22 protein-coding genes are annotated in these 25,192 nt (G+C 52.1%); 16 read left to right on the top strand and 6 right to left on the bottom strand.

The annotated features are described in order from the left end of the window. Positions 1-717: a tetratricopeptide repeat protein gene (locus tag ACLBVC_RS16920; RefSeq protein WP_410150601.1), complete on the top strand. Its 717-nt coding sequence runs from the start codon at positions 1-3 to the stop codon at positions 715-717. 57 nt (positions 718-774) lie between these two features. Here ACLBVC_RS16920 and ACLBVC_RS16925 read toward each other — a convergent pair whose 3' ends face one another. Both ACLBVC_RS16925 and ACLBVC_RS16930 read right to left on the bottom strand, forming a co-directional pair. Further along, entirely contained in the window at positions 775-1,107 is a 333-nt protein-coding gene (locus tag ACLBVC_RS16925) for a DUF805 domain-containing protein (protein ID WP_410150602.1), read from the bottom strand. A 290-nt stretch (positions 1,108-1,397) separates the two neighbouring features. Beyond that, positions 1,398-2,273: an MBL fold metallo-hydrolase gene (locus tag ACLBVC_RS16930; RefSeq protein ID WP_410150603.1), complete on the bottom strand. Its 876-nt coding sequence runs from the start codon at positions 2,271-2,273 to the stop codon at positions 1,398-1,400. A gap of 116 nt (positions 2,274-2,389) precedes the next feature. Between ACLBVC_RS16930 and ACLBVC_RS16935 the strand changes: the two genes are divergently transcribed. Both ACLBVC_RS16935 and ACLBVC_RS16940 read left to right on the top strand, forming a co-directional pair. Next, on the top strand, positions 2,390-3,307 hold the full coding sequence (locus tag ACLBVC_RS16935) for a LysR family transcriptional regulator (RefSeq protein WP_410150604.1): 918 nt from the start codon (positions 2,390-2,392) through the stop codon (positions 3,305-3,307). 217 nt (positions 3,308-3,524) lie between these two features. Next, entirely contained in the window at positions 3,525-4,688 is a 1,164-nt protein-coding gene (locus ACLBVC_RS16940; protein ID WP_410150605.1) for an MFS transporter, read from the top strand. Positions 4,689-4,791: 103 nt separating this feature from the next. Here the strand turns inward: ACLBVC_RS16940 and ACLBVC_RS16945 are convergent, their stop codons facing one another. Beyond that, positions 4,792-5,679, bottom strand: coding sequence for an SIS domain-containing protein (locus tag ACLBVC_RS16945; protein WP_410150606.1), 888 nt, complete (start codon positions 5,677-5,679; stop codon positions 4,792-4,794). A 378-nt stretch (positions 5,680-6,057) separates the two neighbouring features. Between ACLBVC_RS16945 and ACLBVC_RS16950 the strand changes: the two genes are divergently transcribed. From ACLBVC_RS16950 to ACLBVC_RS16965, 4 genes are read left to right on the top strand one after another with little or no spacing between them, the layout of a single operon-like run. Further along, on the top strand, positions 6,058-7,668 hold the full coding sequence (locus tag ACLBVC_RS16950) for a PTS transporter subunit EIIC (protein WP_410150665.1): 1,611 nt from the start codon (positions 6,058-6,060) through the stop codon (positions 7,666-7,668). A 46-nt stretch (positions 7,669-7,714) separates the two neighbouring features. After that, a complete protein-coding gene (rpiB, locus tag ACLBVC_RS16955) occupies positions 7,715-8,155 on the top strand; it encodes a ribose 5-phosphate isomerase B (RefSeq protein ID WP_410150607.1) in 441 nt (146 codons plus the stop codon). Positions 8,156-8,157: 2 nt separating this feature from the next. Then, on the top strand, positions 8,158-8,832 hold the full coding sequence (gene rpe, locus ACLBVC_RS16960; RefSeq protein WP_410150608.1) for a ribulose-phosphate 3-epimerase: 675 nt from the start codon (positions 8,158-8,160) through the stop codon (positions 8,830-8,832). Positions 8,833-8,862: 30 nt separating this feature from the next. After that, the gene (locus ACLBVC_RS16965) at positions 8,863-10,317 is read left to right on the top strand and encodes a glycoside hydrolase family 1 protein (RefSeq protein WP_410150609.1); all 1,455 of its coding nucleotides are present in this window, start codon (positions 8,863-8,865) and stop codon (positions 10,315-10,317) included. 88 nt (positions 10,318-10,405) lie between these two features. On the opposite strand, the gene ACLBVC_RS16970 is transcribed toward ACLBVC_RS16965, so the two are convergent. Further along, positions 10,406-11,335 (bottom strand): LysR family transcriptional regulator, encoded by a 930-nt coding sequence (locus ACLBVC_RS16970; RefSeq protein WP_410150610.1) that lies wholly within the window; start codon positions 11,333-11,335, stop codon positions 10,406-10,408. A gap of 135 nt (positions 11,336-11,470) precedes the next feature. On the opposite strand from ACLBVC_RS16970, the gene lysA reads away from it, so the two are divergent. Continuing rightward, positions 11,471-12,730 carry a diaminopimelate decarboxylase gene (gene lysA / locus ACLBVC_RS16975; RefSeq protein ID WP_410150611.1) on the top strand — a complete coding sequence of 420 codons (1,260 nt, stop codon included), beginning with the start codon at positions 11,471-11,473 and terminating at the stop codon, positions 12,728-12,730. A 175-nt stretch (positions 12,731-12,905) separates the two neighbouring features. Here the strand turns inward: lysA and ACLBVC_RS16980 are convergent, their stop codons facing one another. After that, positions 12,906-13,223, bottom strand: coding sequence for a PTS lactose/cellobiose transporter subunit IIA (locus ACLBVC_RS16980; RefSeq protein WP_195825507.1), 318 nt, complete (start codon positions 13,221-13,223; stop codon positions 12,906-12,908). A gap of 279 nt (positions 13,224-13,502) precedes the next feature. Here ACLBVC_RS16980 and ACLBVC_RS16985 point away from each other — a divergent pair, with 279 nt between their 5' ends. The 5 genes from ACLBVC_RS16985 (at position 13,503) to ACLBVC_RS17005 (ending at position 17,932) form a co-directional block, all read left to right on the top strand. Further along, positions 13,503-14,846 carry a PTS sugar transporter subunit IIC gene (locus tag ACLBVC_RS16985; RefSeq protein ID WP_410150612.1) on the top strand — a complete coding sequence of 448 codons (1,344 nt, stop codon included), beginning with the start codon at positions 13,503-13,505 and terminating at the stop codon, positions 14,844-14,846. Between the two features lie 22 nt (positions 14,847-14,868). After that, positions 14,869-16,323, top strand: a complete 1,455-nt coding sequence (locus ACLBVC_RS16990) for a glycoside hydrolase family 1 protein (RefSeq protein WP_410150613.1) — start codon at positions 14,869-14,871, stop codon at positions 16,321-16,323. Then, positions 16,320-16,637, top strand: a complete 318-nt coding sequence (locus ACLBVC_RS16995; RefSeq protein WP_101079257.1) for a PTS sugar transporter subunit IIB — start codon at positions 16,320-16,322, stop codon at positions 16,635-16,637. Before ACLBVC_RS16990 ends, ACLBVC_RS16995 begins: the two co-directional genes overlap by 4 nt. Positions 16,638-16,706: 69 nt before the next feature. Further along, the gene (locus ACLBVC_RS17000; RefSeq protein WP_410150614.1) at positions 16,707-17,480 is read left to right on the top strand and encodes an FCD domain-containing protein; all 774 of its coding nucleotides are present in this window, start codon (positions 16,707-16,709) and stop codon (positions 17,478-17,480) included. A gap of 2 nt (positions 17,481-17,482) precedes the next feature. After that, positions 17,483-17,932 (top strand): GNAT family N-acetyltransferase, encoded by a 450-nt coding sequence (locus tag ACLBVC_RS17005; RefSeq protein ID WP_410150615.1) that lies wholly within the window; start codon positions 17,483-17,485, stop codon positions 17,930-17,932. On the opposite strand, the gene galR is transcribed toward ACLBVC_RS17005, so the two are convergent. Further along, on the bottom strand, positions 17,929-18,933 hold the full coding sequence (galR, locus tag ACLBVC_RS17010) for an HTH-type transcriptional regulator GalR (protein ID WP_410150616.1): 1,005 nt from the start codon (positions 18,931-18,933) through the stop codon (positions 17,929-17,931). The genes ACLBVC_RS17005 and galR overlap by 4 nt on opposite strands. Before the next feature lie 251 nt (positions 18,934-19,184). Between galR and ACLBVC_RS17015 the strand changes: the two genes are divergently transcribed. The 3 genes from ACLBVC_RS17015 (at position 19,185) to lplT (ending at position 25,151) form a co-directional block, all read left to right on the top strand. After that, positions 19,185-21,455, top strand: coding sequence for a molybdopterin guanine dinucleotide-containing S/N-oxide reductase (locus tag ACLBVC_RS17015; RefSeq protein ID WP_410150617.1), 2,271 nt, complete (start codon positions 19,185-19,187; stop codon positions 21,453-21,455). Between the two features lie 325 nt (positions 21,456-21,780). Continuing rightward, positions 21,781-23,946, top strand: a complete 2,166-nt coding sequence (aas, locus tag ACLBVC_RS17020) for a bifunctional acyl-ACP--phospholipid O-acyltransferase/long-chain-fatty-acid--ACP ligase (RefSeq protein WP_410150618.1) — start codon at positions 21,781-21,783, stop codon at positions 23,944-23,946. Then, positions 23,943-25,151, top strand: coding sequence for a lysophospholipid transporter LplT (lplT, locus tag ACLBVC_RS17025; protein ID WP_410150619.1), 1,209 nt, complete (start codon positions 23,943-23,945; stop codon positions 25,149-25,151). The genes aas and lplT overlap by 4 nt, the downstream gene beginning before the upstream one ends. Positions 25,152-25,192 lie beyond the last annotated feature (41 nt).

The raw sequence follows: 25,192 nt of genomic DNA on the forward strand, positions 1-25,192 counted from the left end.
ATGAAAGTCGCAGTGAATTTACTGCTGGTGGCAGGATGTTTTGCCAGTGTTCAGGCGTTTGCTCAGATTGATGAACCTGATATTGCGAATGATTGCGTAAAAGCGGGTATCTACGCGGCAGCCGGAAAAGTGGCGTACCAGCAAGGGGATATCGCCAAAGCGCGGGATATTTTCCGTAATCAGGTAGCCTGGAGTGAGTTTTGCCACAAACCGCAGGACCAGATCGCGACGGCTTACAACAATATCGCGCTGACCTACATAAAGGAGGGCGATTACCTGAAAGCCAAAGCCTGGCTGATGCTTGCACCTGCGGATAAAAAATCACAATTCAATCTCAAACAGATCCAGCCAAAACTGGATGCCATGCCCCAGCCTGCGTCCCCGGCGGGCGTCTACTGGCAATACGCCGGTTTTGGCAGCTGGAATCTGGTGGAAGTCAAAGCGGAAGAAGCCCAGTTTAAAATCGATTTCACCGGCATGTACATGGGGCAGATGTCATTGTACTACGGCCCGAACACCGGCGATTTCTCCGTTGTGACGGCGGTGAAAGATCACCACGCGGTTTACCACGAAGCCGACGACGCAGAAGCGGGTGGCGGCCAGTGCAGCGTGGATATGAAATTTGATGCCGCCAGCGTCATGCTGCACACCACTGGCGACTGCGGTTTCGGGCAGAACGTGCGCGCCGAAGGGCAGTTTGTCAGGGTGACGCAGTAGGGTGAATTATTGCTCTCAGTAATTCGGGTGCCATATCTGGCACCCGATCTCACACTATTATTCCGCCGTTTCCGCCGGATGAGGGCCAAAGCGGTTATCTTCAGGATCGCTTTTGAAGAACATCAGTATGAAGTTAAACACGGGGCAGAGGATCCACCAGCCGCTGTAACCGGCATCGTGATTGTGGCGCACAACGAGCGCCAGAGAAGGCAGAAACATGAATACAGAGTAGAGGGTATACATAATCCATTCATCGCCAAAGAGCAGGGTAATCAAAGTTATACCTACTGAAATAAGGGCATTGAATACAGCAAACCACCAATATTCTCTTCTTTTCGCGCGACCAGAAAATGTGGCGTAACTTTTTATTGCCTTGATATACCAATTCATAATATTCCTTTATATAAATTGAGGTGGGTAATCCCAGAATAAATAGGATTTCCCCGTACCTTTTTTGGGGAAGTGTAATACCGTGGGGAGTCTAATAGGGGAAAGTGATGCTTCAATTACTGATTAATACTATGTTGTTGTTTAATAATGAGTTTTTCGGCTGTTTAGGAAATGTAGATGACTAACACTATGATAAATAGATAAGACGAGGTTTCTGTATTTTCTGAAGATTAACAAACGGCGATAAATAATATCGCCGTCAAAAGTTATTCAGTATTTAAAAAGAGGATTTACTGCGGCCACTTCATTTCGCCTTTCAATACTTTTGCACTCAGCTGTAAGGAAGAATCGTCTTTCAGCTGCGGGTAATGCTTTTTCATTGCGGCAACCAGCGCGGCGGAATCTTTAGCTTTTGGCAGTTCTTTTTCCAGCGTCAGCAGATAGTTGCGGGTAAATTTCACCGCTTCAGGCGTCTGAGATGCACCCGGCAGGAAATGCCCCGGCACCACGACGGACGGTTTCAGTGCAGTGATTTTATCCAGCGCTTCGACCCACTGTTTGCGCGATGTCGTGGTTTGGGTATCGGCAGTCCAGATATGCATGTTATCGCCATTCACCAGCACACCGCCGACGACGGCTTTCAGCGACGGGATCCACACGAACGTGCGCTCGGCATCCACGCCCTGAATTTCAAACTTGTGGCCTTCCAGCTCAAAAGAGTTGCCCTTCAGTGCAACCGGAACGACGACCGATTTCGGCGCGTTGTCTTTCAGTTGCGGGCCCCAGAAAGCGACTTTGCCGTCTTTAGTGGCATTGATCTGATCGACGGTTGCCTGCGTGGCGATAATTTTTGATTCCGGGAAAGCTGCGTGGATCACGTCCAGACCAAAGTAAAAGTCCGGATCCGACTGGCTGATGTAGACAGTCGTCAGCTTTTTGCCGGTTGCCTTGATCATCTCCACCAGTTTCTGCGCATCATTGCGCTGAAACTGCGCGTCGATCAGCACCGCGTCTTTTTCGCCGGTAATAATTTCAGAAGACACCGGAAATACGCTTTTTTCACCGGGGTTATAAACGTCCATTTTCAGCGCGGTGGCGGCATGAGCAGACAGGCTGCTGCCCAACAGGGCGGCGATCAGGGTAAGGGGTTTCAGAGACAGGCGCATAGCATTTCCTCAGAGAGCAAAAATAATAACGTTCAATAAGCATCTACTGTACGTTGCATAATCCGTGAGAAAAACCGGATAATGCGCAACTGTTTGTTGCATAAACCGGACGAATAATGGACAGAATTACCGCTGCACAAGTCTTTGTTGCCATCGTGGAACGCGGAAGCATGATCAATGCTGCCGAGTCGCTGAATATGTCGCGGGCGATGGTGACGCGTTATTTGTCGGAGATGGAAAAGTGGTCGGGTGCGCGCCTGCTGCACCGTTCCACCCGCAAGCTCAGCCTGACCGACGCCGGTGAAAACACGTTGGCGCGGTGCCGGAAAATGTTATCGGTCGCGGCGGAAATGGGCAGCGTGGCCGATACCGGCAGTGAAGCGCTGCGCGGCTTACTGCGCCTGAGTTGTTCACAATCTTTCGGGCAGGGCGCGGTGGTGATTGCCGTCAGCGAGTTTTTGCGGCGTCACCCGCAGGTGAGCATTGATCTTCAGCTGGAAAGCCGGGCGATCAATCTGGTGGAAGACCGCATCGATCTGGCGCTGCGCATCACTAATGATCTGGATCCGAACCTGATTGCCCGGCCACTGGCGATGTGTCCCTCGGTGGTGTGTGCCTCTCCGGCGTATCTTGCTGCGCAGGGAACGCCGCAGCATCCGCAGGATCTGAGCATCCACAACTGCCTGACGTACACCTATTTTGGCAAAAGCCTGTGGCAGTTTGAGCATCAGGGCGAAAAAGTGACGGTGCCGGTGAGCGGTAATCTGAGCGCTAATGAATCGCTGGTCTTGCTGACCGGCGCGGTGGAAGGCGCGGGGATCGTCATGCAGCCTTATTATTCGGCGGCGCCGCTGATTGCCCGCGGGCAGCTGGTTTCTTTGCTGGAGGCCTGGCAGCCGCAGGAAATGGGCATTTATGCGATTTACGCGTCACGGCGGCAGATGCCTGCGGCGCTGCGTGCCTTGCTCGATTTTCTGGTGGATTGGTTTAAAGGGCATCCGCGCTGGCTGTCTCTGACGGATGAAAAGCGCTGAGCCGCCGCGCAAGATGCTTACTGGAATCGGTTCCTTTTCCGCTTTTGTCGTATTTTTTGCAATATATTGTTATGTAAAGATTAATCCGGATATCGGATGTTTTGCATCCAGCCAGGGCACAGACTGCGTCTGGTCAAAAGTGTGATCCACGTGGTATTTAAACCAATCCGGCGGAATGCCGGAGCTTTTAATCATAACTAAAATATCCGGAGTTTTTATGCCTGTCGCACTCCTGGCACTGGCGCTAAGCGCATTTGCCATCGGTACCACCGAATTCGTCATCATGGGGCTGTTGCCCAATGTAGCGGGTGATCTGAATGTCAGCATTCCTTCCGCAGGCTGGTTAATCAGCGGCTATGCGCTGGGCGTGGCTATCGGCGCGCCAATCATGGCCGTGCTGACCGCCAAACTGCCGCGCAAGAAAACCCTGCTGCTGCTGATGAGCATCTTTATTATCGGCAACGTGATGTGCGCGTTGTCCTACAGCTACGGCTTCCTGATGCTGGCGCGCGTGATCACCGCACTTTGCCACGGCGCATTCTTCGGGATTGGCGCAGTCGTGGCGGCCAGTCTGGTAGCACCGAACCGCCGTGCTTCTGCGGTGGCGCTGATGTTTACCGGCCTGACGCTAGCGAACGTGCTGGGTGTTCCGCTGGGCACCGCACTGGGTCAGGCTTTTGGCTGGCGTTCAACTTTCTGGGTTGTTGCCGTCATAGGCGTGGCGTCGCTGTTTGCGCTGTATAAAAAACTGCCGAATAAGAAAGAAGAAGAACCGACGGATCTGCGTAAAGAAATACGTGCGCTGGGCAGCCTTGGTTTGTGGCTGTCGCTGTCGATCACCATCTTCTTTTCTGCGGCGATGTTTGCGCTGTTCACCTATATCGCGCCAATCCTGACCGAAATTACCGGCGTTTCTGAGCACGGCGTCAGCTGGACGCTGCTGCTGATTGGCCTTGGCCTGACCATCGGTAACGTGGTCGGCGGACGTCTGGCGGATTGGCGTCTGGGCGTTTCCCTGACCATGACTTTCCTGCTGATCGCCGTGTTTTCCGTGCTGTTCAGCTTCACCAGTGTGCATCTGGTGGCCGCGGAAATCACGCTGTTTATCTGGGCAATGGTCAACTTCGCCGCCGTTCCGGCCTTGCAGGTGAACGTGGTGACGTACGGCAAACACGCGCCAAATCTGGTGTCGACGCTCAATATTGCAGCCTTCAACGTGGGTAACGCGCTGGGTGCCTGGGTGGGCGGCGTGGTAATTGAACGCGGGCTGGGCCTGAGCGTTGTCCCGCTGGCGGCGGGCGGTTTGGGCACTGTCGGCTTTGTATTGTGCGTCATTACCTTCCGCCGTGCGGCGAAAAAGGCGGAGAAAGCCGTCGCGTAACGCGCAAGAAATGTGATGAAAAGGCCACGCAGAATGATTTCTGCGTGGCCTTTTTGCTATTGGAATTGATAGAAATGCGCTGACAAGAAGGCTAATTAACCGTTTATTTCACGCCGTGCAGGGGACTGACAACACTTCTTCCTCGTTCCAGTCTTTCCCTGTGGCCTTGATAATCTTCAAGAAGAATGGCGATAAACAGACTATCCAGTAAGTTAAGCTGAACGATTCTGGCTATCGCATTTTGCCCCAGTAAAGGGCCGCTCATTGCCGGGCTGAAGATAGACAAATCTGAGCACTGTGAAAGCGCTGAGCCATCGTCATTGGTAATACAAATTATTTTCGCGCTGTGTGACCTTGCGGTATTGGCTGCACTGACCATTTCCCGGGTATCGCCCGTTTGCGATATCGCGATAACCACATCATTCTCATCGAGCTGGCTGGCCACCATTAACATCAGATGAAAGTCACTGTACGAGTGGCTAATGATGCCAATGCGCAGAAGCTTATGCTCAAAATCCATCCCCACTGAAGCGGAGCCGCCGACGCCAAAGATTATCACTCGGCGTGCATTGAATATCAGTTTTGCCGCCTTACCGATAGTGTCTGAGTCTGCGACTGAGCGGGCTTCCTTCAGAACCTGGATACTGTTCGAAAATACCTTATCGAGCACCGTATCAATGCTGTCATGCTCCGTCACTTCTTCTTCACGTTCATACGGCAACGCATTGAAATAACTGAGCAACGCCGTTCTTAATTCCCTGAACCCCGAAAATCCGATTTTTTTGGCGACTTTAACCAGCATCGGTTCTGATACTTCAAGTTTCGTCGCAACTTCACGCAGACTCGTTTCCGGGCAAATATTTCCTTTTATTATCAGCCACTCAGCAATGCGCCGTTCAGTCGGATTCAACTGTGACAGGGACATTTTTATGCGTGCACCTATTGCAAGCGCGCTGTCTGCATCCTGATTAATGCTCTGTTTGCGGGTCATTTCTACACCATAAAAGTGCTGGGGAGTTTTGCCAGAGACTAGCACAAGGTTTCGCTCTGTTGAATCTAATAACGAAGGCTCTTTGTCTTTAATTTACACATAAATAAATAATCGTGAAATTAATTTTTTAGAATCACTGTAGGCATTCCTCTTTCTTCCCAAAGAAAACCTTATTTTTGCAGTTTAATCCTTCGATTATTATGGGTTCACTGTATTTTAAAAAAATGTGAAGTTGATCGGGTAGGGAAGTTGACATTGCCATTACTTCACAATAATAATGTTTATCGTGAAGTAATGGGTGTGCGGAAACAACAGGCGTCGTTGTTTAGTGTCCGCATAGGATCCACTGTTGTGTCCTTGTGGGATAAAAATAAAACTATGAAAACAAACAGTTTTGGTTCTCTACAGCGCATCGGGCGGTCATTCATGCTGCCGATCGCTTTACTGCCGGTCGCGGGGTTACTGCTTGGAATTGGGGCCTCATTTACAAACCAGACGACCATCAGTTCATATGGTCTGGAATCTCTTCTCGGTAATGGCACGGTACTTCACATGCTGCTTACCGTAATGAAAAGCGCGGGCGGTATTGTCTTCTCTAATCTGCCGCTGCTGTTTGCCATCGGTGTGGCGATGGGTATGGCGAAGAAAGAGAAAGATGTCTCCGCGATTTCCGGGGCAATTGCTTTTTTAATTATGCATTCCACTATCAACGCTATGCTGGAATTGCACGGTCTTCTGGCTCCCGGTGCTCTTCCAGAAGGTTCACTTGGCATGACGCTCGGCATTAATTCGCTGCAAATGGGCGTTTTTGGCGGGGTTATTGTTGGGTTGGGTGTTTCTGCCCTGCATAACCGTTTTTATCGCATCGAATTACCCACCACGTTTTCGTTCTTTGGAGGGACGCGCTTTATCCCGATTATCTCAGCCCTGACGTATCTGGTAGTTGGCATTTTGATGTTTTATATCTGGCCGACAATTCAGGCAGGAATATTGTTACTGGGAGGGGGGGTTAATCACGCCGGATACGCAGGGACGTTTTTCTTCGGATTGTTCGAGCGCGCACTGATTCCGTTTGGCCTTCATCATATTTTTGTCCTGCCGTTCTGGCAGACAGGGCTCGGTGGGACCGAGATTATTGATGGCGTGGCAGTGTCTGGCGCACAAAATATTTTCTTTGCTGAACTGGCAAGCCCGCATACGCAACAATTCTCTGTTGAAGCGACCCGTTTTATGTCAGGGAAGTTCCCGTTTTACCTGTTTGGTATTCCCGGGGCTGCACTGGCGATTTACCATACTGCTAAACCTGAAAAACGTAAGTTGGTATTAGGTTTGCTTTTATCGGCTACGTTAACGGCGGTCGTCACTGGTATCACGGAACCTATCGAATTTTCGTTCCTTTTCGCCGCTCCACTGCTTTATATCGTGCATTGCTTTATTGCCGGTTTCTCTTTCATGCTTTGCCATATTTTTGATGTCGGCGTCGGGCAAACATTCTCTGGCAGCCTGATTGACTTCATCCTGTTCGGCGTAATGCAAGGGAATACAAAAACTCACTGGATTAATGCGGTGTTAATCGGTATTCCGCTATTCCCTATTTATTATTTCAGCTTCCGGTTCATGATTTTACGGTTTAATTTCAAAACACCCGGCCGTGAAGATGAAAAAGAAGAAACCAAACTTTATACCCGTAAAGATCTCGAAGCGCGTGATGGTCAGTCTGGAACACAAACTTCGGTTACCGAAAAAGATGCCGTTTCAGCATTAATTGTTTCGGGACTTGGCGGAGCGATCAATATAGAAGATGTTGATTGCTGTGCCACACGGCTGCGCATTACCGTCATTGATGAAAGCCTGGTAGATGACAATATATTGAAAAGCTCAGGTGCCAGAGGCGTTGTCAGAAAGGGGACCGGTGTACAGATTATTTATGGCCCGCACGTGACACTGATTAAATCTAATCTGGATGACTGTCTGGCTTTAGCTCAATAAATACAAAAATTAGTTACGATATTAAAATTTTAAGTTAGAGGTTAAAATGAAAATTGCAATCGGTTGTGACCACGTTGGTATTATCCTGAAACCCGCTATTACTGAACATCTTATTGCGCGCGGAATAACGGTCCTGGATAAAGGAGCTAACAGCACTGAACGAACTGATTACCCCATTTATGGTAAAGCCGTTGCGGAAGCCGTTATTTCCGGCGAAGCTGACCTGGGGATCGTAATTTGTGGTTCAGGTGTTGGGATTTCGATTGCTGCCAATAAAGTGAAAGGGATCCGGGCGGTGGTGTGTAGCGAGCCCTATTCCGCGAAATTGTCGCGCTCGCACAATAACACCAATGTGCTCTCGTTCGGTTCACGCGTCATCGGTTCAGAACTGGCGAAAATGATCGTGGATGCCTGGCTAGATGCGGAATTTGAAGGCGAGCGTCACCAAACGCGTGTTGAGATGATTGCAGACATCGAGAAGGAATGAACATGAGCGCACAATTTTGCCCGTCCCTGATGTGCGTTGATTTTTCACGCCTCGGTGAGGAGTTGAGTCAGCTGGAAGCGGCGGGTGCCGCAATGTTCCACATTGACGTGATGGACGGCCAGTTTGTCCCCAATTTTGCGCTTGGCCCGGAAGATATAAAGGCCGTATCAAAGCTGGCGACGATTCCTTACGACGTGCATCTGATGGTGACGAATCCGGATCCTTATATCGATCGCTTTGCTGAACTGGGTTGTAGCATTATTTATGTTCACGCCGAAGCACCGGTTCATTTACACCGAACTTTGAGCAATATTCGCAGTAAGGGAATTAAAGCCGGCGTGGCTATTAACCCCGGAACGTCTCTGAACGTACTTGAAGAAGTACTGGATGTTGTGGATGTGGTGATGATTATGTCGGTCAACCCGGGTTTTGCCGGGCAGCCTTTTATTGCTGCTTCGGTGAGTAAAATTCGTCGACTGAAAGCCATGTTACAACAACATCAGAGCAATGCTCAGATTGCGGTCGATGGGGCCATTTCTCCTGATGTCGTCAGAACGCTGGGAGCGGATGTCGATATGTTTATTTTAGGAACAGCGGGTTTATTCCGCAAAGACATGTCCTACTCGCAGGCGATGACTGTTCTTTGCGAACACATTGAGTTATCCCGGTGTTATTAAAGTGACAGAGCGTAAACATAGGAAAAGAACATGAGTTTCTCAGAAAAATTTTTGTGGGGCGGTTCTTTATCCGCTGCTCAATGTGAAGGTGCCTGGGATGAAGATGGGAAAAGCCCGGTTCAGGTAGATTTTGGTGATCCGGGATCAACAACTGACAGGCGATATATCCATTATATTAATAAAGAGGGATCAAGAGGTAAAATGAGGCAGTTTGATCATTTACCCGAAGGCGCTAAGTATCAGATATTTGATGATGTCAGATATACCAATCATATCGGTATCGATTTTTACCATAGATATAAAGAAGATATTGCATTATTGGCAGAAATGGGATTTACCACATTTAACACAACCGTCTCCTGGGCCAGGATATTCCCAAAGGGTGTGGAAGGTGGCGTGAATAAAGCAGGTGTTGAATTCTATCGCGATGTATTTAAAGAGTGTCGTAAATATGGCATGGATCCCGTTATTACATTATATAAATACGATGAGCCAGTTTATTTAGAAGAAACCTACAAAGATTGGACAAACAGGGAGATGATTAACCAGTTTGTCGAATTTGCGAGAGTTTGCTTTACTGAATACAAAGGTTTGGTCAATAAATGGTTAACCTTTAATGAAATCAATATTCTTTTACATTTCGACGTAAAAGAAGGTAAGCAAGTTGCTTATACAGAATTGCATAATCAAATGGTCGCTTCGGCAAGAGCGACAATCGTTGCGCATGAAATAGATCCCACTATCAAAGTGGGATGCATGGTCGCAGGATATTGTTCATATGCTTATACTTGCGATCCCGAAGATGTCATCGAAAATTATAAAATTTTCCAAAATTTATTTGGATACTGTGCAGATACGATGGTCAGAGGATATTATCCTTCCTATGCTCCACGTATCTGGAAAGATAACGGCGTGAGTTTAGTGGTGAGTGAACAGGATAAGAAGGATTTACTGGCAGGTAAATCAGATTTCTTAGCCTATTCGTATTACATGTCTAATGTATTCACAACCCATAAAGATGAGGGGGAATCATTGGGCGGTGCTGGCGTACAGCATTCCATTGTAAATCCCTATTTAAAAGCAAGTGATTGGGGTTGGCAAATCGATCCAACGGGTTATGAATATTTTCTGCACTTCATTTATGACCGTTACCAAATCCCATTGTTTGATGTAGAGAATGGACTTGGAGCTCATGATACAGTCGATGCTGACGGATTAATTCATGATACTTACCGTATTGATTACCACAGAAGTCATATTAAAAGTTTAATGAAAGCCAGAGAAGAGGGTGTCGATATTTTCGGTTATACCTCCTGGGCACCCATTGATTTAGTTTCATTCACAACGGGTCAGATGGATAAACGATATGGTTTCATTTATGTCGATATGAATGACGAAGGTGAAGGGGATCTTCACAGGGTTAAGAAAGATTCATTTTATTGGTACAAAAAATGTATTGAATCAGATGGGAAAGATTTGGATTAATCGATTGGGGCTTATTAAATAACTCATCTGACGTGGATTATTTCAAATAAATAGCCTCCGGCCTCGCCGGAGGTGGACTAAGCCAATCTCAAATCCCGACGACCACCTCGAGGCGTTCTGCGAACCGTTGTGCCTGTTGATGACAATGTTCGGTAAACGTCGTGACCAGCGCGGAAGCGGGGCGGTGCAGCGGTTTGATCAGACTGACGGTAAACGGCACGGCGACGCTGAATTCGCGGATCACCAGGCCGTGATCGCGCTCGGCATAGTCCAGCGCCGTCAGCGGATTGACCACTGACACGCCCGCGCCTTCGCGTACCATACTGCACACCGAGGCGGCGCTGTGTGTTTCCATCACCAGTCGCCGGGCAACCTGCTGCTCAGCGAACAGCGTATCCAGCAACTGCCGGTAGCTGTCGGTGGCCGACAAACTGATGAAGTTCAGGCCGCTGAAATCCTGCGGCGTCAGGCGCTTTTTCGCCGCCAGCGGATGTCCTGCGGGCAGCACGCAAACTTCGTTGAGCGTCAGCAGCGTCTGGCGTTCAGTACCGGCGGGTGTCTGGGTGTTTTCCGTCAGCCCCAGATCATGACGCTGCGCCGACAGCCACTCTTCCAGCAGCGGTGATTCCTGCGGAACGATGTTAAAACTGACGTCAGGATACTTGTCGAGAAACGGTTTACATACCGCCGGTAACAGCGACTGGCTGAAAACCGGCAGACAGGCGATCGACAGTTGCGCCTGCTCAAACTGGCGGATCCCTTCCGCTGCGCTGATGATCCGGTCCAGCCCGTAATACGATCGCTGCACTTCTTCAAACAGCCGCAAACCCTGCACCGTCGGGTATAAACGCCCGCGAAGACGCTCAAATAACTGGAGATCCAGCAGCTTTTCACAGCGCGCCAGCTCACGGCTGACCGTTGGCTGTGAAGTATTGAGCAGCGCGGCGGCTTCGGTCAGGTTGCCGGTGGTCATCACGGCATGAAAGATTTCAATGTGGCGCAAGGACAGAGCGGGCATGGGCTTATCGCATTCCGGCAAGGTATTTAACCATATCATAAATGAATAGACTGGCCTGAAATAGATATTTTATCGCCACTTCATTTGCCGTCATACTGAACGAAATATGAAAGCCTTCATCTGACGGAAAATCTTATGCCACGCGCCCTAAACGATACGTCCACTGCACTTAACGCCACGAATTTACTGGCGATTGTGCAACAATTTGGTTGCCCGGTCTGGGCATATGACGCTGAAATTATTAAACAGCGTATCGCGCACTTACGTGATTTTGACGTGATCCGCTTTGCGCAAAAAGCCTGTTCGAATATTCATATTCTGCGCCTGATGCGCGAGCAGGGCGTGAAGGTGGATTCGGTATCGCTGGGCGAAATAGAACGTGCTCTGGTGGCCGGTTTTATTCCGGGGCGTGAAAACAGTGAAATCGTGTTCACCGCCGATGTGCTGGATCAACCGACGCTGGAACGCGTGACGGCGCTGGATATCCCGGTCAACGCCGGTTCCATTGATATGCTTAGCCAGATTGGTCAGCACAAATCCGGGCATCCGGTGTGGCTGCGCGTGAATCCGGGCTTCGGCCACGGTCACAGCCAGAAAACCAATACCGGCGGTGAGAACAGTAAACACGGGATCTGGCATGCCGATTTACCGCAGGCGCTGGCTGAAATTGCCCGTTACGGCCTGAAACTTGTGGGCATTCATATGCACATCGGTTCCGGCGTGGATTACGGCCATCTTGAGCAGGTTTGTGATGCGATGGTTCGCCAGGTCATTGAAACCGGGCAAGATATTGAAGCGATTTCTGCGGGCGGCGGGTTGTCGATTCCGTATCATTTTGACGAAGAATCTATCGATACCGGCCACTATTTTGGTCTGTGGAACCGTGCGCGTGAGCAAATTGCGGCACACCTCGGGCATGAGGTTAAACTGGAAATCGAACCGGGGCGTTTCCTGGTGGCGGAATCCGGCGTGCTGGTGGCGCAAATCCGCGCGGCGAAAAACATGGGCAGTCGCCATTTCGTGTTGTGTGACGCCGGGTTTAACGATCTGATGCGTCCGGCGATGTACGGCAGTTATCACCATATTTCACTGTTACCGGCAGATGGCCGTGACCTCAGCGGTCAGCCGCTGACGGAATCCGTGATTGCCGGGCCTTTGTGTGAATCCGGCGACGTGTTTACCCAGCAGGCAGGCGGCGGCGTTGAAACCTTCCCGCTGCCACCGGTGCAGATCGGGGATTATCTGGTATTCCACGATACCGGCGCATACGGCGCATCGATGTCTTCCAACTACAACACCCGTCCGCTGCTGCCGGAAGTGCTGTTCGAAAATGGCGTTCCGCGATTGATTCGCCGCCGTCAAACGGTAGATGAACTGATTGCCCTGGAGCTGTAATTTTTTTGCTCCCTCCCCTGCGAAGGGGAGGGCTGGGGTGGGGTATTACAACAAAATCATGATGTTGATGTTTACGTTAGCAGCCGTTTTGCCATTAATACCCGCTCCCGGCCTCCCTTCGCAAAGGGAGGAGCAAAAAAACGGAAAACGCCCTCTTCATCGCAGAGGAGGAAGTTTATTTCTCAAACATCTCTTTGCGCAGCAACACAATTTCTTCCGCCAGTTCGCGGCACAGCATGGCGGTCATCAGATGATCCTGCGAATGCACCATAATCAGATTGACCGGTATTTTCCCTACGCCTTCATCCAGCCCGATCAGCTGCGTCTGCACTTTGTGCGCGACGCGTGCCGCATCGTCTGAGGCTTTCAGCATGGCATCGGCCTGCTCCCATTCCTTTTTGCGGGCGTGCTGAATCGCCATCATCGCGTTAGATCGCGCTTCCCCGGCGTTGATCAATAACTCCATTACCGTTTGTTCCAGATCGAATTCCATCGACATCTCCAAAATTGGTATACCAGAAAGGGGTGAATTCATCATATTGGAATTCCAATATTCACATGTGAGAACGCTGTCACAGAAATTAATTCGTATTCCGCTATTTTTTGGCATGCCACATTGCGTAAATTGTCGCAAAACAGAAATCACGGAATGTTTCACAGAAGCGGAATCTGACTTTACATTCGCGCCATACCTTTATCCTCTGATACTTAAAAAGGTCAATGCGAAACAAACACCTGCAAAGCAACACACAATATTAAAAGAGGTGGTGTCATGTCATTGAAAGACCGTTTTATCGATTCTCTCGGGGGATTCGCGAATACCTTTAATAGCCTCAGATACATCATGGCGATTAAGGCTTCTTTTATCACGCTAATGCCGGTCATTATCGTGGGGGCATTCTCAGTTTTAATTTCAAATATGGTCATGGATCCGAAAAACGGATTAGCCCACTTTGAAATGTTCTCCTGGCTGGCGACGCTCAAACCGATCATGAGCAGTATTAACTACGCCACGCTGAGTTTCCTGACCATCGGCGCGGTATTTTTAATTGGTATTGAACTGGGAAAAATTAACGGCTCGCGTTCGTTATTTCCCGGCCTGCTGGCGGTGATTTGTTTTATTGCCGTGACGCCGACGACCGTCGATATGATGGTCAACGGCCAGATGCAGGAAGTGAAAGACGTGCTGGCAAAACAATTTTCAGACACCAAAAGCCTGTTCCTCGGCATGTTTATTGCCATTCTCTCGGTAGAGATATATTCCCGCCTGGAAAAGGTGAACGGCCTGCGCATTAAAATGCCGGAAAGTGTGCCGCCGAACGTTTCCGCATCGTTTTCCGCGCTGATCCCCGCGATTATTACTGTGGTTATCGTTGCCAGTTTCGGCTTCGTTTTCCATCGCGTGACCGGCATGTATTTGTACGACGCGGTGTATCAGGTTATCCAGCGCCCGCTGGAATCGGTGATGCAAAGCCTGCCGGGTATTCTGCTGCTGATGTTTGTCGCGCAGCTGTTCTGGGTTATTGGTATTCACGGCAATCAGATGATTAAACCCATCCGTGAGCCGCTGCTGCTGGGCGCGATCATGGTGAACATGACGGCGTTTGAGCAGGGACATGAAGTGCCGAACATCATCACCATGCCGTTCTGGGATGTGTACATGAGCATCGGCGGTTCCGGCTGCACTATCGGGCTTTTGCTGGCGGTCATGCTGGGAACGCGCCGCAAAGAAATGCGCGAAATCGCCAAATTATCCATGGGGCCAGGCTTCTTCAACATCAATGAACCGGTGATTTTCGGCATGCCGATCATGCTCAATCCGATTCTGGCGATCCCGTTCATCATCACGCCGCTCATCACCGGCACTATCGGGTATTTCGCGACCAGCCTGGGTTTTGCCGGACGCGCCGTGGTGATGGTGCCGTGGACCACGCCGCCGATCATCAACGCCTGGCTGTCGACCGCCGGTTCGATGGGCGCGGTGATTACCCAAATCGGTTGCATCGTGGTGGCGGTATTGATTTATCTGCCGTTCGTCAAAGTGGCTTCGCGCCGCGCAGAACAGGCGCAGATAGACGCTATTGCGCAGCAGCAAAAACGCGCTGCAACGGCCTGAATTCGCGACAATGAGGAAAATTATGAGCAAGGTTTCCATCACCATTCCTGACGGATTTATTCTCGGTGCGGCGGCTTCCGCGTGGCAAACCGAAGGCTGGAGTGGCAAAAAGGGCGGACAGGATTCGTATCTGGATCTCTGGTACAAAAATAACCGCCACGTCTGGCACAACGGCTACGGCCCGGCGAAAGCCACCGATTTCATCAACCGCTACCGGGAAGACGTGGCGCTGATGAAAGCCAGCGGGCTGAGCCATTACCGCACCTCGGTCAACTGGTCGCGATTTCTGACTGACTATGAACTGGGCACCGTCGATGAAGAATATGCGGCATACATCGGAAATCTTCTGGATGAGATGAAGCGCAACGACATTGAGCCGATGTTGTGCCTCGAACATTACGAATTACCGGCGTATCTGCTTGAAAAATATGACGGCTGGAGTTCGAAAAAAGTCGTTGAGCTGTTTGTCCTGTACGCGGAAAAAGTGCTTGAGCGCTTCGCCGGAAAAGTCAGCCGCTGGTTCACTTTCAACGAGCCGGTAGTGGTGCAAACCCGCGTGTATCTGGACGCAATCCGCTGGCCGTTCGAGCAGAACACCGGTAAATGGATGCAGTGGAATCACCACAAAGTGCTGGCAACCGCCAGAGTCGTCGAGCTGTTTCACCGTAAAGGTTACGGTTCGCACGGCACGATGGGCGTAATTTTAAACCCGGAAGTGACGTACGCCCGTTCTGCGGCGGCGCACGATCAGAAAGCGGCGCATTTATACGATTTGTTCTATAACCGCGTATTTTTAGACCCGATGATTAAAGGCGAATACCCGCAGGAATTGCTCGATTTGCTGCAAAAGCACGACGTGCATTTTGATTATTCAGAGCAGGAACTGGCGGTTATCCGTAATAACACGGTGGACGAAGTGGGCATTAATTTGTATTACCCGCACCGTGTTAAAGCGCCGTCCCGCGAATGGAATAAAGAGACGCCATTCCATCCGGCGTTTTACTACGAACATTTTGAACTGCCGGGTCGCCGGATGAATAAATCCCGGGGCTGGGAAATTTACCCGAAAATTATTTACGATTTTGCAATGCGCATTAAAACGGAATACGGAAATATTTCGTGGTTTATTGCTGAGAACGGAATGGGGATTGAAAATGAAGGCCAGTTCCGTGATGCCAACAACGGGGAAATTCAGGACGATTATCGTATTGAATTTATTACCGAACATCTTTACTGGACATTAAAGGCGCGGGAGGACGGCGCAAATTGTCAGGGATATATGCTCTGGGCTTTTACTGATAACGTCTCGCCGATGAATGCGTTTAAAAACCGTTACGGGCTGATCGAGATTGATCTTGATAACAACCGTGATCGCCGTCAGAAGAAATCATCTCACTGGTTTAAATCGCTGAGTGAAAGTGGTGTGTTGTCTTTAACACTGGACGATGAAGATAAACAACCCGAGGAAACATTATGAAACGACTCGTTTTAGCTTGTTCGGCAGGGATGTCCACTTCCCTTGTGGTCACCAAAATGGAAAAAGAAGCCGCCGCCCGCGGGCTGGAATTTAAGATTTACGCCATCCCGGAAAATAATCTGCGCGACGAACTTGAGGCCTACGGACGTGACATTCAGGTCGTGCTGTTAGGGCCGCAGGTGCGGTTCAAACTGGCGGAAAATAAAAAGCTGACGGATGAACACAACATTCCCATCGCCGTGATCGACATGGTGGCATACGGAACTCTGAACGGCGCCAAAGTGCTGGATCAGGCATTAAGTTTGATACACTGACCCTTCAGCGTATGTCCATTGGCTCTGGCTTTGGAGCCAATTTGTCAGTCTTTGCATCAGGGTGAATGTGTGGATAAAGGTGTGGTTTCGCAGGACAGAAAGCAGTATCAGGAAATCGGGCACGACCTGCGCGAGCAAATCAAGCAGGGGAATTTTGCTGTGGGTTCCCGCCTGCCGCCAGAACGTAATATGGCTGAAACCTACGGTGTCAGCCGGACTATCGTGCGCGAAGCCCTGCTGATGCTGGAACTCGAAGGCACGGTGGATATCCGTCAGGGCTCCGGCGTTTACGTGATCCGCATTCCTTCGCAGGAAGAGGGCGAAGACGAGCTGATGTATCAGGGGCAGATTGGCCCGTTTGAAATTTTACAAGCGAGGCAGTTGCTTGAAAGTAACATTGCCGCGTTTGCCGCCAAAATGGCGACTAAAGCAGATATCGAAAACCTGCGCCGCACGCTGGAGCAGGAACAAATCGCGATCGTCGCCAATGACGAAAGTGGCGATAACGACCGCCTTTTTCACCTGCTGATCGCCGGTGCCACGCAGAACCAGATGCTGCTCGATTCCGTCAAAAATATCTGGATGCACCGCGACTCCAGCCCGCTGTGGAAACAATTACACAGCCACATCGCCACGCGCGGTTACCGGCTGAAATGGCTGGCAGATCATCAGAATATTTTGGCCGCACTGCGCCGCCGCGACGTGATGGGTTCGTATCAGGCCATGTGGCAGCACATGGAAAATGTGAAGAACACGTTGATGGAGCTTTCTGACGTTGATGCGCCTGAGTTCGACGGCTATCTGTTTGAATCTGTGCCGATTTTTCAGGGGAAACTGGTCTGAGCATGAAGATCGTCAATCTCAGCGAGCGCCCGGAATTTCAGGAAACCGTCACGGACTGGCTGTGGAAAGCGTTTGGCAGCGAAAACAGCCGGGCGTTTTTTGAAAGCATAGTGCAGAGCAGCCTGCGCGGCGCGGAATTGCCACAAACCTTTATCGCGCTCGAGGGCGAAACGCTGGCGGGAACGGTCGGATTATGGCGCTGCGATTTGATTAGCCGTCAGGATCTCACGCCGTGGCTGGCGGCGCTGTACGTGGATGAAGGTTTCAGATCGCGCGGGTTAGGGCAGGAATTGCAGGCCTTCGTGCTGGAACACAGCCGCCGCAGCGGCTTTTCCGAACTCTATCTCTACGCTGAATTTACAGGCTACTACGAACGTTTTGGCTGGAAATACATCGGCGATGCGCTGGATTACCCCGACAAACCCGTCCGCGTTTACCAGCAATTCCTTTAATTCCCCGGAGCACTCACCGAGTGACGGCGCACCAGCGTCGGGCTGAACATGTGAGTGGTTTCGGGCAACGGCTGGCCGTTTGCCAGCGCTAACGCCAGCTGCGCAGCCTGATTCGCCATCGCGACAACCGGATAACGCACCGTGGTCAGACGCGGGCGCAGATAGCGCGAAATCAGTACGTCATCAAACCCGATCAGAGAAATTTCCCCCGGCACATCAATGCTGTTATCGCTTAGTACCGAAAGCGCACCGGCGGCCATCGGGTCGTTGTAGCAGGTCACGGCGGTAAAACTTTTGCCCAATCCCAGTAAGTCCGCCATCGCTTTTTCGCCGCCGATTTCATCGGGTTCGGCGTAGGCAATCAGTTTGTCATCGACAGGAATATTGTGTTCTGTCAGCGCGTCAATGTAGCCCTGAAGACGGTCGCTGGCATCGGAAATGCCGTGGTTGGAACACAAAATGGCGATGCGCTGATGCCCGGCCTGAATCAGATGGCGGGTTGCCAGCCACGATCCATAGCGGTCATCAAGCGCAATGCAGCGCTCCTCGAAACCGGGCAGCGTGCGGTTGATCAGCACCATGCCGGGAATTTGCTGCATCAGGCTGGTCAGTTCATCTTCCGGCAGCATTTTGGCGTGAACCACCAGCGCCGCGCACCGGTGACGGATCAGCTGTTCGATGGCCTGACGCTCTTTTTCCACGTTGTGATAACCGTTACCAATCAGCAGGAAATTGCCGGTCGCATAGGCCACCTGTTCAACGGCTTTGACCATCGCGCCAAAAAAAGGGTCGGACACGTCGGCCACAATCAGGCCCAGGGTTTCGGTGGCCTGCTGTGCCAGGGCGCGGGCGTTGGCATTCGGATGATATTGCAGATGCTGCATGGCGTTCTGTACGGCTTCCCGCGAGCTTTCACTGGCTTTCGGGGAATGATTTATCACGCGTGAAACGGTCGCAACCGATACGCCTGCCAGTTTTGCTACATCCTTAATCGTTGCCATAACACTTCCGCTATTCCGTGAGGGTAATCGTTTACACTGCCCAGTTTTGCGGAAAAGGCCGATGGCTGCAAGGATGTCGATCGCAACTTTTCGATGCAAGAGGCATGTAACGGGAAAAGAATGCCGTCTTTAACGGAAATCGCAGCCTGAAAGAGCCGAAATGGGTTTGATTAAGATGATTTGTTCTTTGAATTGAGAACGGCGTGAATGTTATTTTTAATGCTGTTCACCCGCGCTGAGAAAAAGAAGAAATGTCGATAAAACGTTACCCGCAACTGGCTCACTGGGGCGCGTATACCGCCGTGGTGGAAGATGGCCGCCTGATCCGCTGCGAGCCTTATTCCGCCGATGCTGATCCTTCACCTTTACTCGATTCGATTGCGCCGCTGGTGTATTCGGAAAAACGCATCCGCAAACCGGCGGTGCGCCGTTCCTGGCTGCAAAAACGCGAAAACAGCGATCGATCGCTGCGCGGGCGTGAAGATTTTGTTGAAGTGGACTGGGATCTGGCGCTGGATCTGGTCGCTGAAGAGAATAAACGCGTGCGCGACCGCTACGGTGCATCCGGGATTTTCAACGGCTCTTACGGCTGGTCTTCTGCGGGGCGCTTACACCATGCCCGTTCGCTGGTGCGCCGTTTCTATTTCACCGGCGGCGGCGGTGTGGATCAACAGGGCAATTACAGCTGGGGCTCGGCGCAGTTTTTCCTGCCGTATGTGATTGGCACATTTACGCCACTGACCGGGCGCGTCACGTCGTGGCCGAGTGTGGTGGAACACGCGGAAATTTTGCTGGCCTTCGGCGGTCTGGCGCTGAAAAACGCGCAAGTGGCGTCCGGCGGCGCAGTGGAACATACGCTGAAACCGGCGCTGGAACAGTTGGCCAAAAAAGGTACGCGGGTGATTAACATCAGCCCGATGCGCGATGACTGCCCGGAGTTTGTGAATGCCGAGTGGATCCCAATCCGTCCGAACACTGACGCGGCGCTGATGATGGCGATTGCCTATGAGATTCAGCGCAAAGATGCACAGGACGATGCGTTTCTGGCCAGCCACTGCGTGGGGTATCCGCAGCTCGCAGCGTATCTGCGCGGTGATACCGACGGCGTGGCGAAAACGCCGGAGTGGGCGAGCCACATTACCGGTGTTCCGGCTGAACGTATTGCGCGGCTGGCGGATGATCTGACGGGCGTCCGCAGCTTTATTACCTGTTCGTATTCCGTGCAGCGCGCCCATCGCGGCGAACAGCCGTACTGGATGATGATCGCCATTTCCGCCATGCTCGGGCAGGTCGGTTTGCCGGGCGGCGGCTTCTCGTTTGGTCACGGTTCGATGAACAGCGTCGGTAATCCGCGTTTTGACACGCCGGGGCCTGCCGTCAGCGCCGGGCCGAATCCTTCCGGTTTGTCGATTCCCGTGGCGCGCATCAGCGACATGTTGCTCAACCCCGGTCAGCCGTACGAATTCCAGGGTGAAACTTTGAATTACCCGGATATTCATCTGGTCCACTGGGCGGGCGGTAATCCGTTCCATCATCATCAGCAGCTCAACCGTCTGGTCGAAGGCTGGCAGAAACCGGACACCGTGATCGTGCAGGATAACGTCTGGACACCGGCGGCGCAGATGGCCGACATCGTGCTGCCGGCGACCACCTCGCTTGAGCGCAATGATATCGGCGGTTCTTCGCGCGACCGTTTCGTCCTGGCGATGCATCAGGCCGTCGCGCCGCAGCATCAGGCGCGTAACGATTTTGATATTTTCGCCGATATTGCCGACCGTCTCGGTTACCGCGAACAGTTCACGCAGGGGCGCAACGAAGATCAGTGGCTGCGCCATATTTATCGTCAGTGCGGTGAAGCGCAGAAAGGCACCGGCGTGGAATGGCCGGACTTTGAAACGTTCTGGGAACGCGGTTTTGTTGAATTGCCGACGCCGGAAAAAGATTACGTGTTCTTTGAAGAATTCCGCAAAAGCCCGCGTGCGAATCCGTTGGGCACACACAGCGGAAAAATTGAATTATTCTCCGAAACTATCGCCGGATACGGTTATGAAGATTTCGCCCCGCACCCGGAATGGCAGCCGCCGGTGGAGTGGCTGGGCGCAGAAACGGCCAAAGAGTGGCCGCTGCATCTGATTTCCATTCAGCCGAAAGACCGGTTGCATAGCCAGCTCGATCAGTCGCCGCTGGCGCAGTCGAACAAAACGGCGGGGAAAGAAACGCTGTTTATGCACCCTGAAGACGCGGCCAGCCGCCAGCTGAACGACGGCGACCGGGTGAAAGTGCATAACGCGCGCGGCAGCTGTCTGGCCGGGGTTTCGTTCAATGACGGCATTACGCGCGGCGTGGTGCTGATGTCCACTGGTGCCTGGTTTGATCCGGGCTTTGGCGGTAAATGGCAGGAAACCGAACAGGCGGGAAATCCGAACGTGCTGACACTGGACATCGGCACGTCGCGTTTAACGCAAGGGCCGAATGCGATGAGTTGCCTGGTGGAAGTCTCACAATCCGCATTAAATGACTAAAATCGGGGCTATTTTCACCACTGGTTACACTTTGCGGAATTATGTTTCGATTGCCTGCTGGCTGAGGTTCGTGCAAACCAGCTAAATTGAACGTCCCAGAGGTATTGATTGGTGAATCATCAACGTGCTCTGCATGTTGATACCGATTAAATTTGCACCAACCTACGCGGATGCGTAGGTTTTTTTTTGCCTAAAACCTGACAACCTCATCAGGCTCCTCCTAAACTCTCATCTGACTGTCGTGATTCTTCCGCCGCTTATAGTATGCTGTTTCCCCAACCTTTTTCTTTCAAGATCAGGGATGACACATAAGGAGATGGCAAACATGTATAACTTTCTTTTCGCCGCGTTCAGGTGGCTGTTCCGCATAGCGTTCCGGGTGACCGTCACGCCGGCGAAATCCTCATTTAATTACCCGCGTTTACTGCTCACGCCCAACCATGTCTCTTTTATAGACGGCATGCTGCTGGTGCTTTTCCTGCCGGTCAAACCGGTATTCGCGGTGTATTCCAACATTACTGATACCTGGTTTATGCGCTGGCTGAAGCCTTACGTGGACTTCATGCCGCTGGACCCGACCAAACCGATGGCGATTAAACACCTGATCCGCGAAGTGGAGAAGGGGCGTCCGGTGGTGGTTTTCCCGGAAGGGCGCATTACGGTTACCGGTTCATTAATGAAAATTTACGACGGCGCGGCCTTTGTGGCGGCGAAGTCACAGGCCACGGTGATCCCGATCCGCATTGACGGCGCAGAATTTACGCCGTTTGGTCGCCTGTTCGGCAGTTTCAAAATCCGCTGGTTCCCGAAAGTGACGATCAATGTGTTACCGCCGGTGACGATCCCTATGCCGGAAGCCGCGCGTTCCCGTGACCGCCGCGTGCTGGCCGGTGAGCAACTGCATAAAGTGATGATGCAGGCGCGCATGGAAACCCGCGAGCCGGAAACGTTGTATCAGGCGTTTCTGTCGGCGCAAACCCGTTATGGTCGCCGCAAACCCTGCATTGCCGATATTTCTTTCAAGGAAGATTCTTATCAGGGCCTGCTAAAAAAATCCCTTGGCGTCAGCCGTATCCTGCAACGGTTTACCCGCGAAGGGGAACACGTCGGGATGCTGCTGCCAAATGCCACAATCATGGCGGCGGCGCTGTTCGGCGCGTCGATGCGCAACCGTATTCCGGCATTGCTCAATTACACTGCCGGCGCGAAAGGGTTGCAAAGCGCCATGAAAGCGGCGCAAATCAAAACGATCATTACGTCCCGCCAGTTCCTCGAAAAAGGGAAACTGACGCATCTGCCGGAGAATGTCCCGGAAGCTAACTGGGTATATCTGGAAGATTTAAAAGATACCGTCACGTTACAGGACAAACTGTGGATCCTGCTCCACCTGATTTTCCCGCGTCGAGCCATGCTGCCGCAACAGGCTGACGATGCCGCGCTGGTGCTGTTTACTTCCGGCTCCGAAGGCAACCCAAAAGGCGTGGTGCATTCCCATGCAAGCCTGCTGGCAAACGTCGAGCAAATCCGCACGGTGGCAGATTTCACCCCGCGCGATCGTTTCATGTCCTCCCTGCCGCTTTTCCATGCGTTCGGGCTTACCGTCGGTCTGTTAACGCCAATCATGACCGGCGCGCGCGTGTTCCTGTATCCGAGCCCGCTGCATTACCGCATCGTGCCGGAGCTGGTCTACGATCAGAACTGCAACGTGTTGTTCGGTACGTCGACCTTCCTTGGCAACTATGCCCGATTTGCACATCCTTATGATTTTGCCCGTTTGCGCTATGTCGTTGCAGGCGCGGAAAAACTGGCGGAAAGCACCAAGGAAATCTGGCAGAACAAATTCGGTATCCGCATTCTAGAAGGTTATGGCGTGACCGAATGCGCGCCGGTGGTGGCGATTAATGTGCCGATGGCGGCGAAAGTGAACACCGTCGGTAAGATTTTGCCGGGAATGGAATCACGTCTGATTAAAGTGCCGGGCATTGAAGAGGGCGGGCGCTTGCAACTGCGTGGTCCGAACATCATGAAAGGCTATCTGCGCGTCGAAAATCCTGGCGTACTGGAAGCACCGCAGGCCGAAAATGCCGACGGCGAAATGCAGGCGGGCTGGTATGACACCGGCGATATCGTCACGCTGGATGATAAAGGTTTCTGCGCCATTCGTGGGCGTGTGAAACGTTTTGCCAAACTGGCCGGTGAAATGGTGTCGCTGGAAAGCGTCGAGCAACTTGCCATCAACGCTTCACCGGATAAACAACATGCAGCGACGTCCCGCAGCGACAGCAGCAAAGGCGAAGCATTGGTGCTGTTTACCACCGACCCGGAATTACGCCGTGATGCCCTGAGCAAAGCCGCCCGCGAACTGGGGCTGCCGGAACTTGCGGTGCCGCGTGATATTCGTGTGGTTAAAGCCTTGCCGTTGCTGGGCAGCGGTAAACCTGATTTTGTCACCCTGCGCCAGATGGCAGAAAACCCGGAGAGTGAGGCATGAGCCAACCTTCTATGGCGGCAGCGCCGCTGATGTCGAAAAGCATGACGGCGGTGATCGTCGCGCAGTTTCTGTCTGCGTTTGGCGATAACGCGCTGCTGTTTGCTGCGCTGGCGCTGATCAAACAACAGCTCTATCCCGACTGGAGCCAGCCGGTTTTGCAGATGGCGTTTGTCGCCACCTACATCATTCTCGCGCCGTTCGTTGGTCAGTTCGCTGACAGCTTCTCGAAAGGCCGCGTGATGATGGTTGCTAACCTGCTGAAACTCGGCGGCGCGGCGGTGATTTGCGCCGGGCTGAACCCGTTCCTCGGCTATACGCTGGTAGGGATCGGCGCGGCGGCGTATTCACCGGCCAAATACGGCATTCTGGGCGAAATCGCCAGCGGCGAGCAGTTGGTGAAAGCCAACGGCATGATGGAAGCCTCTACCATTGCGGCGATACTTCTCGGATCGGTAGCCGGTGGCGCGCTGGCTGACTGGAGCATTCTGGCGGCACTCGGCATCTGCGTGCTGGCGTATGGCGCGGCGGTCGCAGCGAACTGGTTTATTCCCAAGCTGACACCGGCGCGTCCGGGGCAATCCTGGAACCCGGCCAACATGACGAGGACGTTTTTCTCCGCCTGCAAAACCCTGTGGCAGGATGGCGAAACCCGCTTTTCGCTGGTCGGTACCAGCCTGTTCTGGGGCGCGGGCGTGACGCTGCGTTTCCTGCTGGTACTGTGGGTGCCGGTGGCGCTCGGCATTACTGATAACAAAACGCCGACGCTTCTGAATGCGATGGTCGCCATCGGTATTGTGTTTGGTGCTGGTGCGGCGGCGAAACTCATCCGCCTTGAAACAGTGAAACGCTGTCTGCCTGCGGGTGTGGCGATCGGAATTGCGGTCGTCGTATTCGCCCTGCAAACCAGTATGCTGAGTTCTTACATAGTGCTGGTGGTTGTCGGGATCCTCGGCGGTTTCTTTGTGGTTCCGCTTAACGCGCTGTTACAGCATCGCGGTAAAATTTCCGTCGGTGCCGGTAATGCGATTGCGGTTCAGAATCTCGGCGAGAACACCGCGATGTTGCTGATGCTCGGCTTGTATTCGCTGGTGGTGATGGCGGGTGCGCCGGTCGTGGCAATTGGTATCGGCTTCGGCGTGGTGTTTGCGCTGGCGATTGCCGCCCTGTGGATCTGGAAGAACATGCAGAAACGCCGTTTGGCGTGATAAACATCCCAAAAGTAAAAGGGCGCTGAGCGCCCTTTTTT

This window comes from Rahnella selenatireducens (assembly GCF_046449555.1).
GTDB classification, from domain to species: Bacteria; Pseudomonadota; Gammaproteobacteria; order Enterobacterales; family Enterobacteriaceae; genus Rahnella; species Rahnella selenatireducens.

Coding starts and splice junctions, on each gene's coding strand:
- ACLBVC_RS16920 (WP_410150601.1), top strand. CDS start 1: ATGAAAGTCGCAGTGAATTTACTGCTGGTGGCAGGATGTTTTGCCAGT.
- ACLBVC_RS16925 (WP_410150602.1), bottom strand. CDS start 1,107: ATGAATTGGTATATCAAGGCAATAAAAAGTTACGCCACATTTTCTGGT.
- ACLBVC_RS16930 (WP_410150603.1), bottom strand. CDS start 2,273: ATGCGCCTGTCTCTGAAACCCCTTACCCTGATCGCCGCCCTGTTGGGC.
- ACLBVC_RS16935 (WP_410150604.1), top strand. CDS start 2,390: ATGGACAGAATTACCGCTGCACAAGTCTTTGTTGCCATCGTGGAACGC.
- ACLBVC_RS16940 (WP_410150605.1), top strand. CDS start 3,525: ATGCCTGTCGCACTCCTGGCACTGGCGCTAAGCGCATTTGCCATCGGT.
- ACLBVC_RS16945 (WP_410150606.1), bottom strand. CDS start 5,679: ATGACCCGCAAACAGAGCATTAATCAGGATGCAGACAGCGCGCTTGCA.
- ACLBVC_RS16950 (WP_410150665.1), top strand. CDS start 6,058: ATGAAAACAAACAGTTTTGGTTCTCTACAGCGCATCGGGCGGTCATTC.
- rpiB (WP_410150607.1), top strand. CDS start 7,715: ATGAAAATTGCAATCGGTTGTGACCACGTTGGTATTATCCTGAAACCC.
- rpe (WP_410150608.1), top strand. CDS start 8,158: ATGAGCGCACAATTTTGCCCGTCCCTGATGTGCGTTGATTTTTCACGC.
- ACLBVC_RS16965 (WP_410150609.1), top strand. CDS start 8,863: ATGAGTTTCTCAGAAAAATTTTTGTGGGGCGGTTCTTTATCCGCTGCT.
- ACLBVC_RS16970 (WP_410150610.1), bottom strand. CDS start 11,335: ATGCCCGCTCTGTCCTTGCGCCACATTGAAATCTTTCATGCCGTGATG.
- lysA (WP_410150611.1), top strand. CDS start 11,471: ATGCCACGCGCCCTAAACGATACGTCCACTGCACTTAACGCCACGAAT.
- ACLBVC_RS16980 (WP_195825507.1), bottom strand. CDS start 13,223: ATGGAATTCGATCTGGAACAAACGGTAATGGAGTTATTGATCAACGCC.
- ACLBVC_RS16985 (WP_410150612.1), top strand. CDS start 13,503: ATGTCATTGAAAGACCGTTTTATCGATTCTCTCGGGGGATTCGCGAAT.
- ACLBVC_RS16990 (WP_410150613.1), top strand. CDS start 14,869: ATGAGCAAGGTTTCCATCACCATTCCTGACGGATTTATTCTCGGTGCG.
- ACLBVC_RS16995 (WP_101079257.1), top strand. CDS start 16,320: ATGAAACGACTCGTTTTAGCTTGTTCGGCAGGGATGTCCACTTCCCTT.
- ACLBVC_RS17005 (WP_410150615.1), top strand. CDS start 17,483: ATGAAGATCGTCAATCTCAGCGAGCGCCCGGAATTTCAGGAAACCGTC.
- galR (WP_410150616.1), bottom strand. CDS start 18,933: ATGGCAACGATTAAGGATGTAGCAAAACTGGCAGGCGTATCGGTTGCG.
- ACLBVC_RS17015 (WP_410150617.1), top strand. CDS start 19,185: ATGTCGATAAAACGTTACCCGCAACTGGCTCACTGGGGCGCGTATACC.
- aas (WP_410150618.1), top strand. CDS start 21,781: ATGTATAACTTTCTTTTCGCCGCGTTCAGGTGGCTGTTCCGCATAGCG.
- lplT (WP_410150619.1), top strand. CDS start 23,943: ATGAGCCAACCTTCTATGGCGGCAGCGCCGCTGATGTCGAAAAGCATG.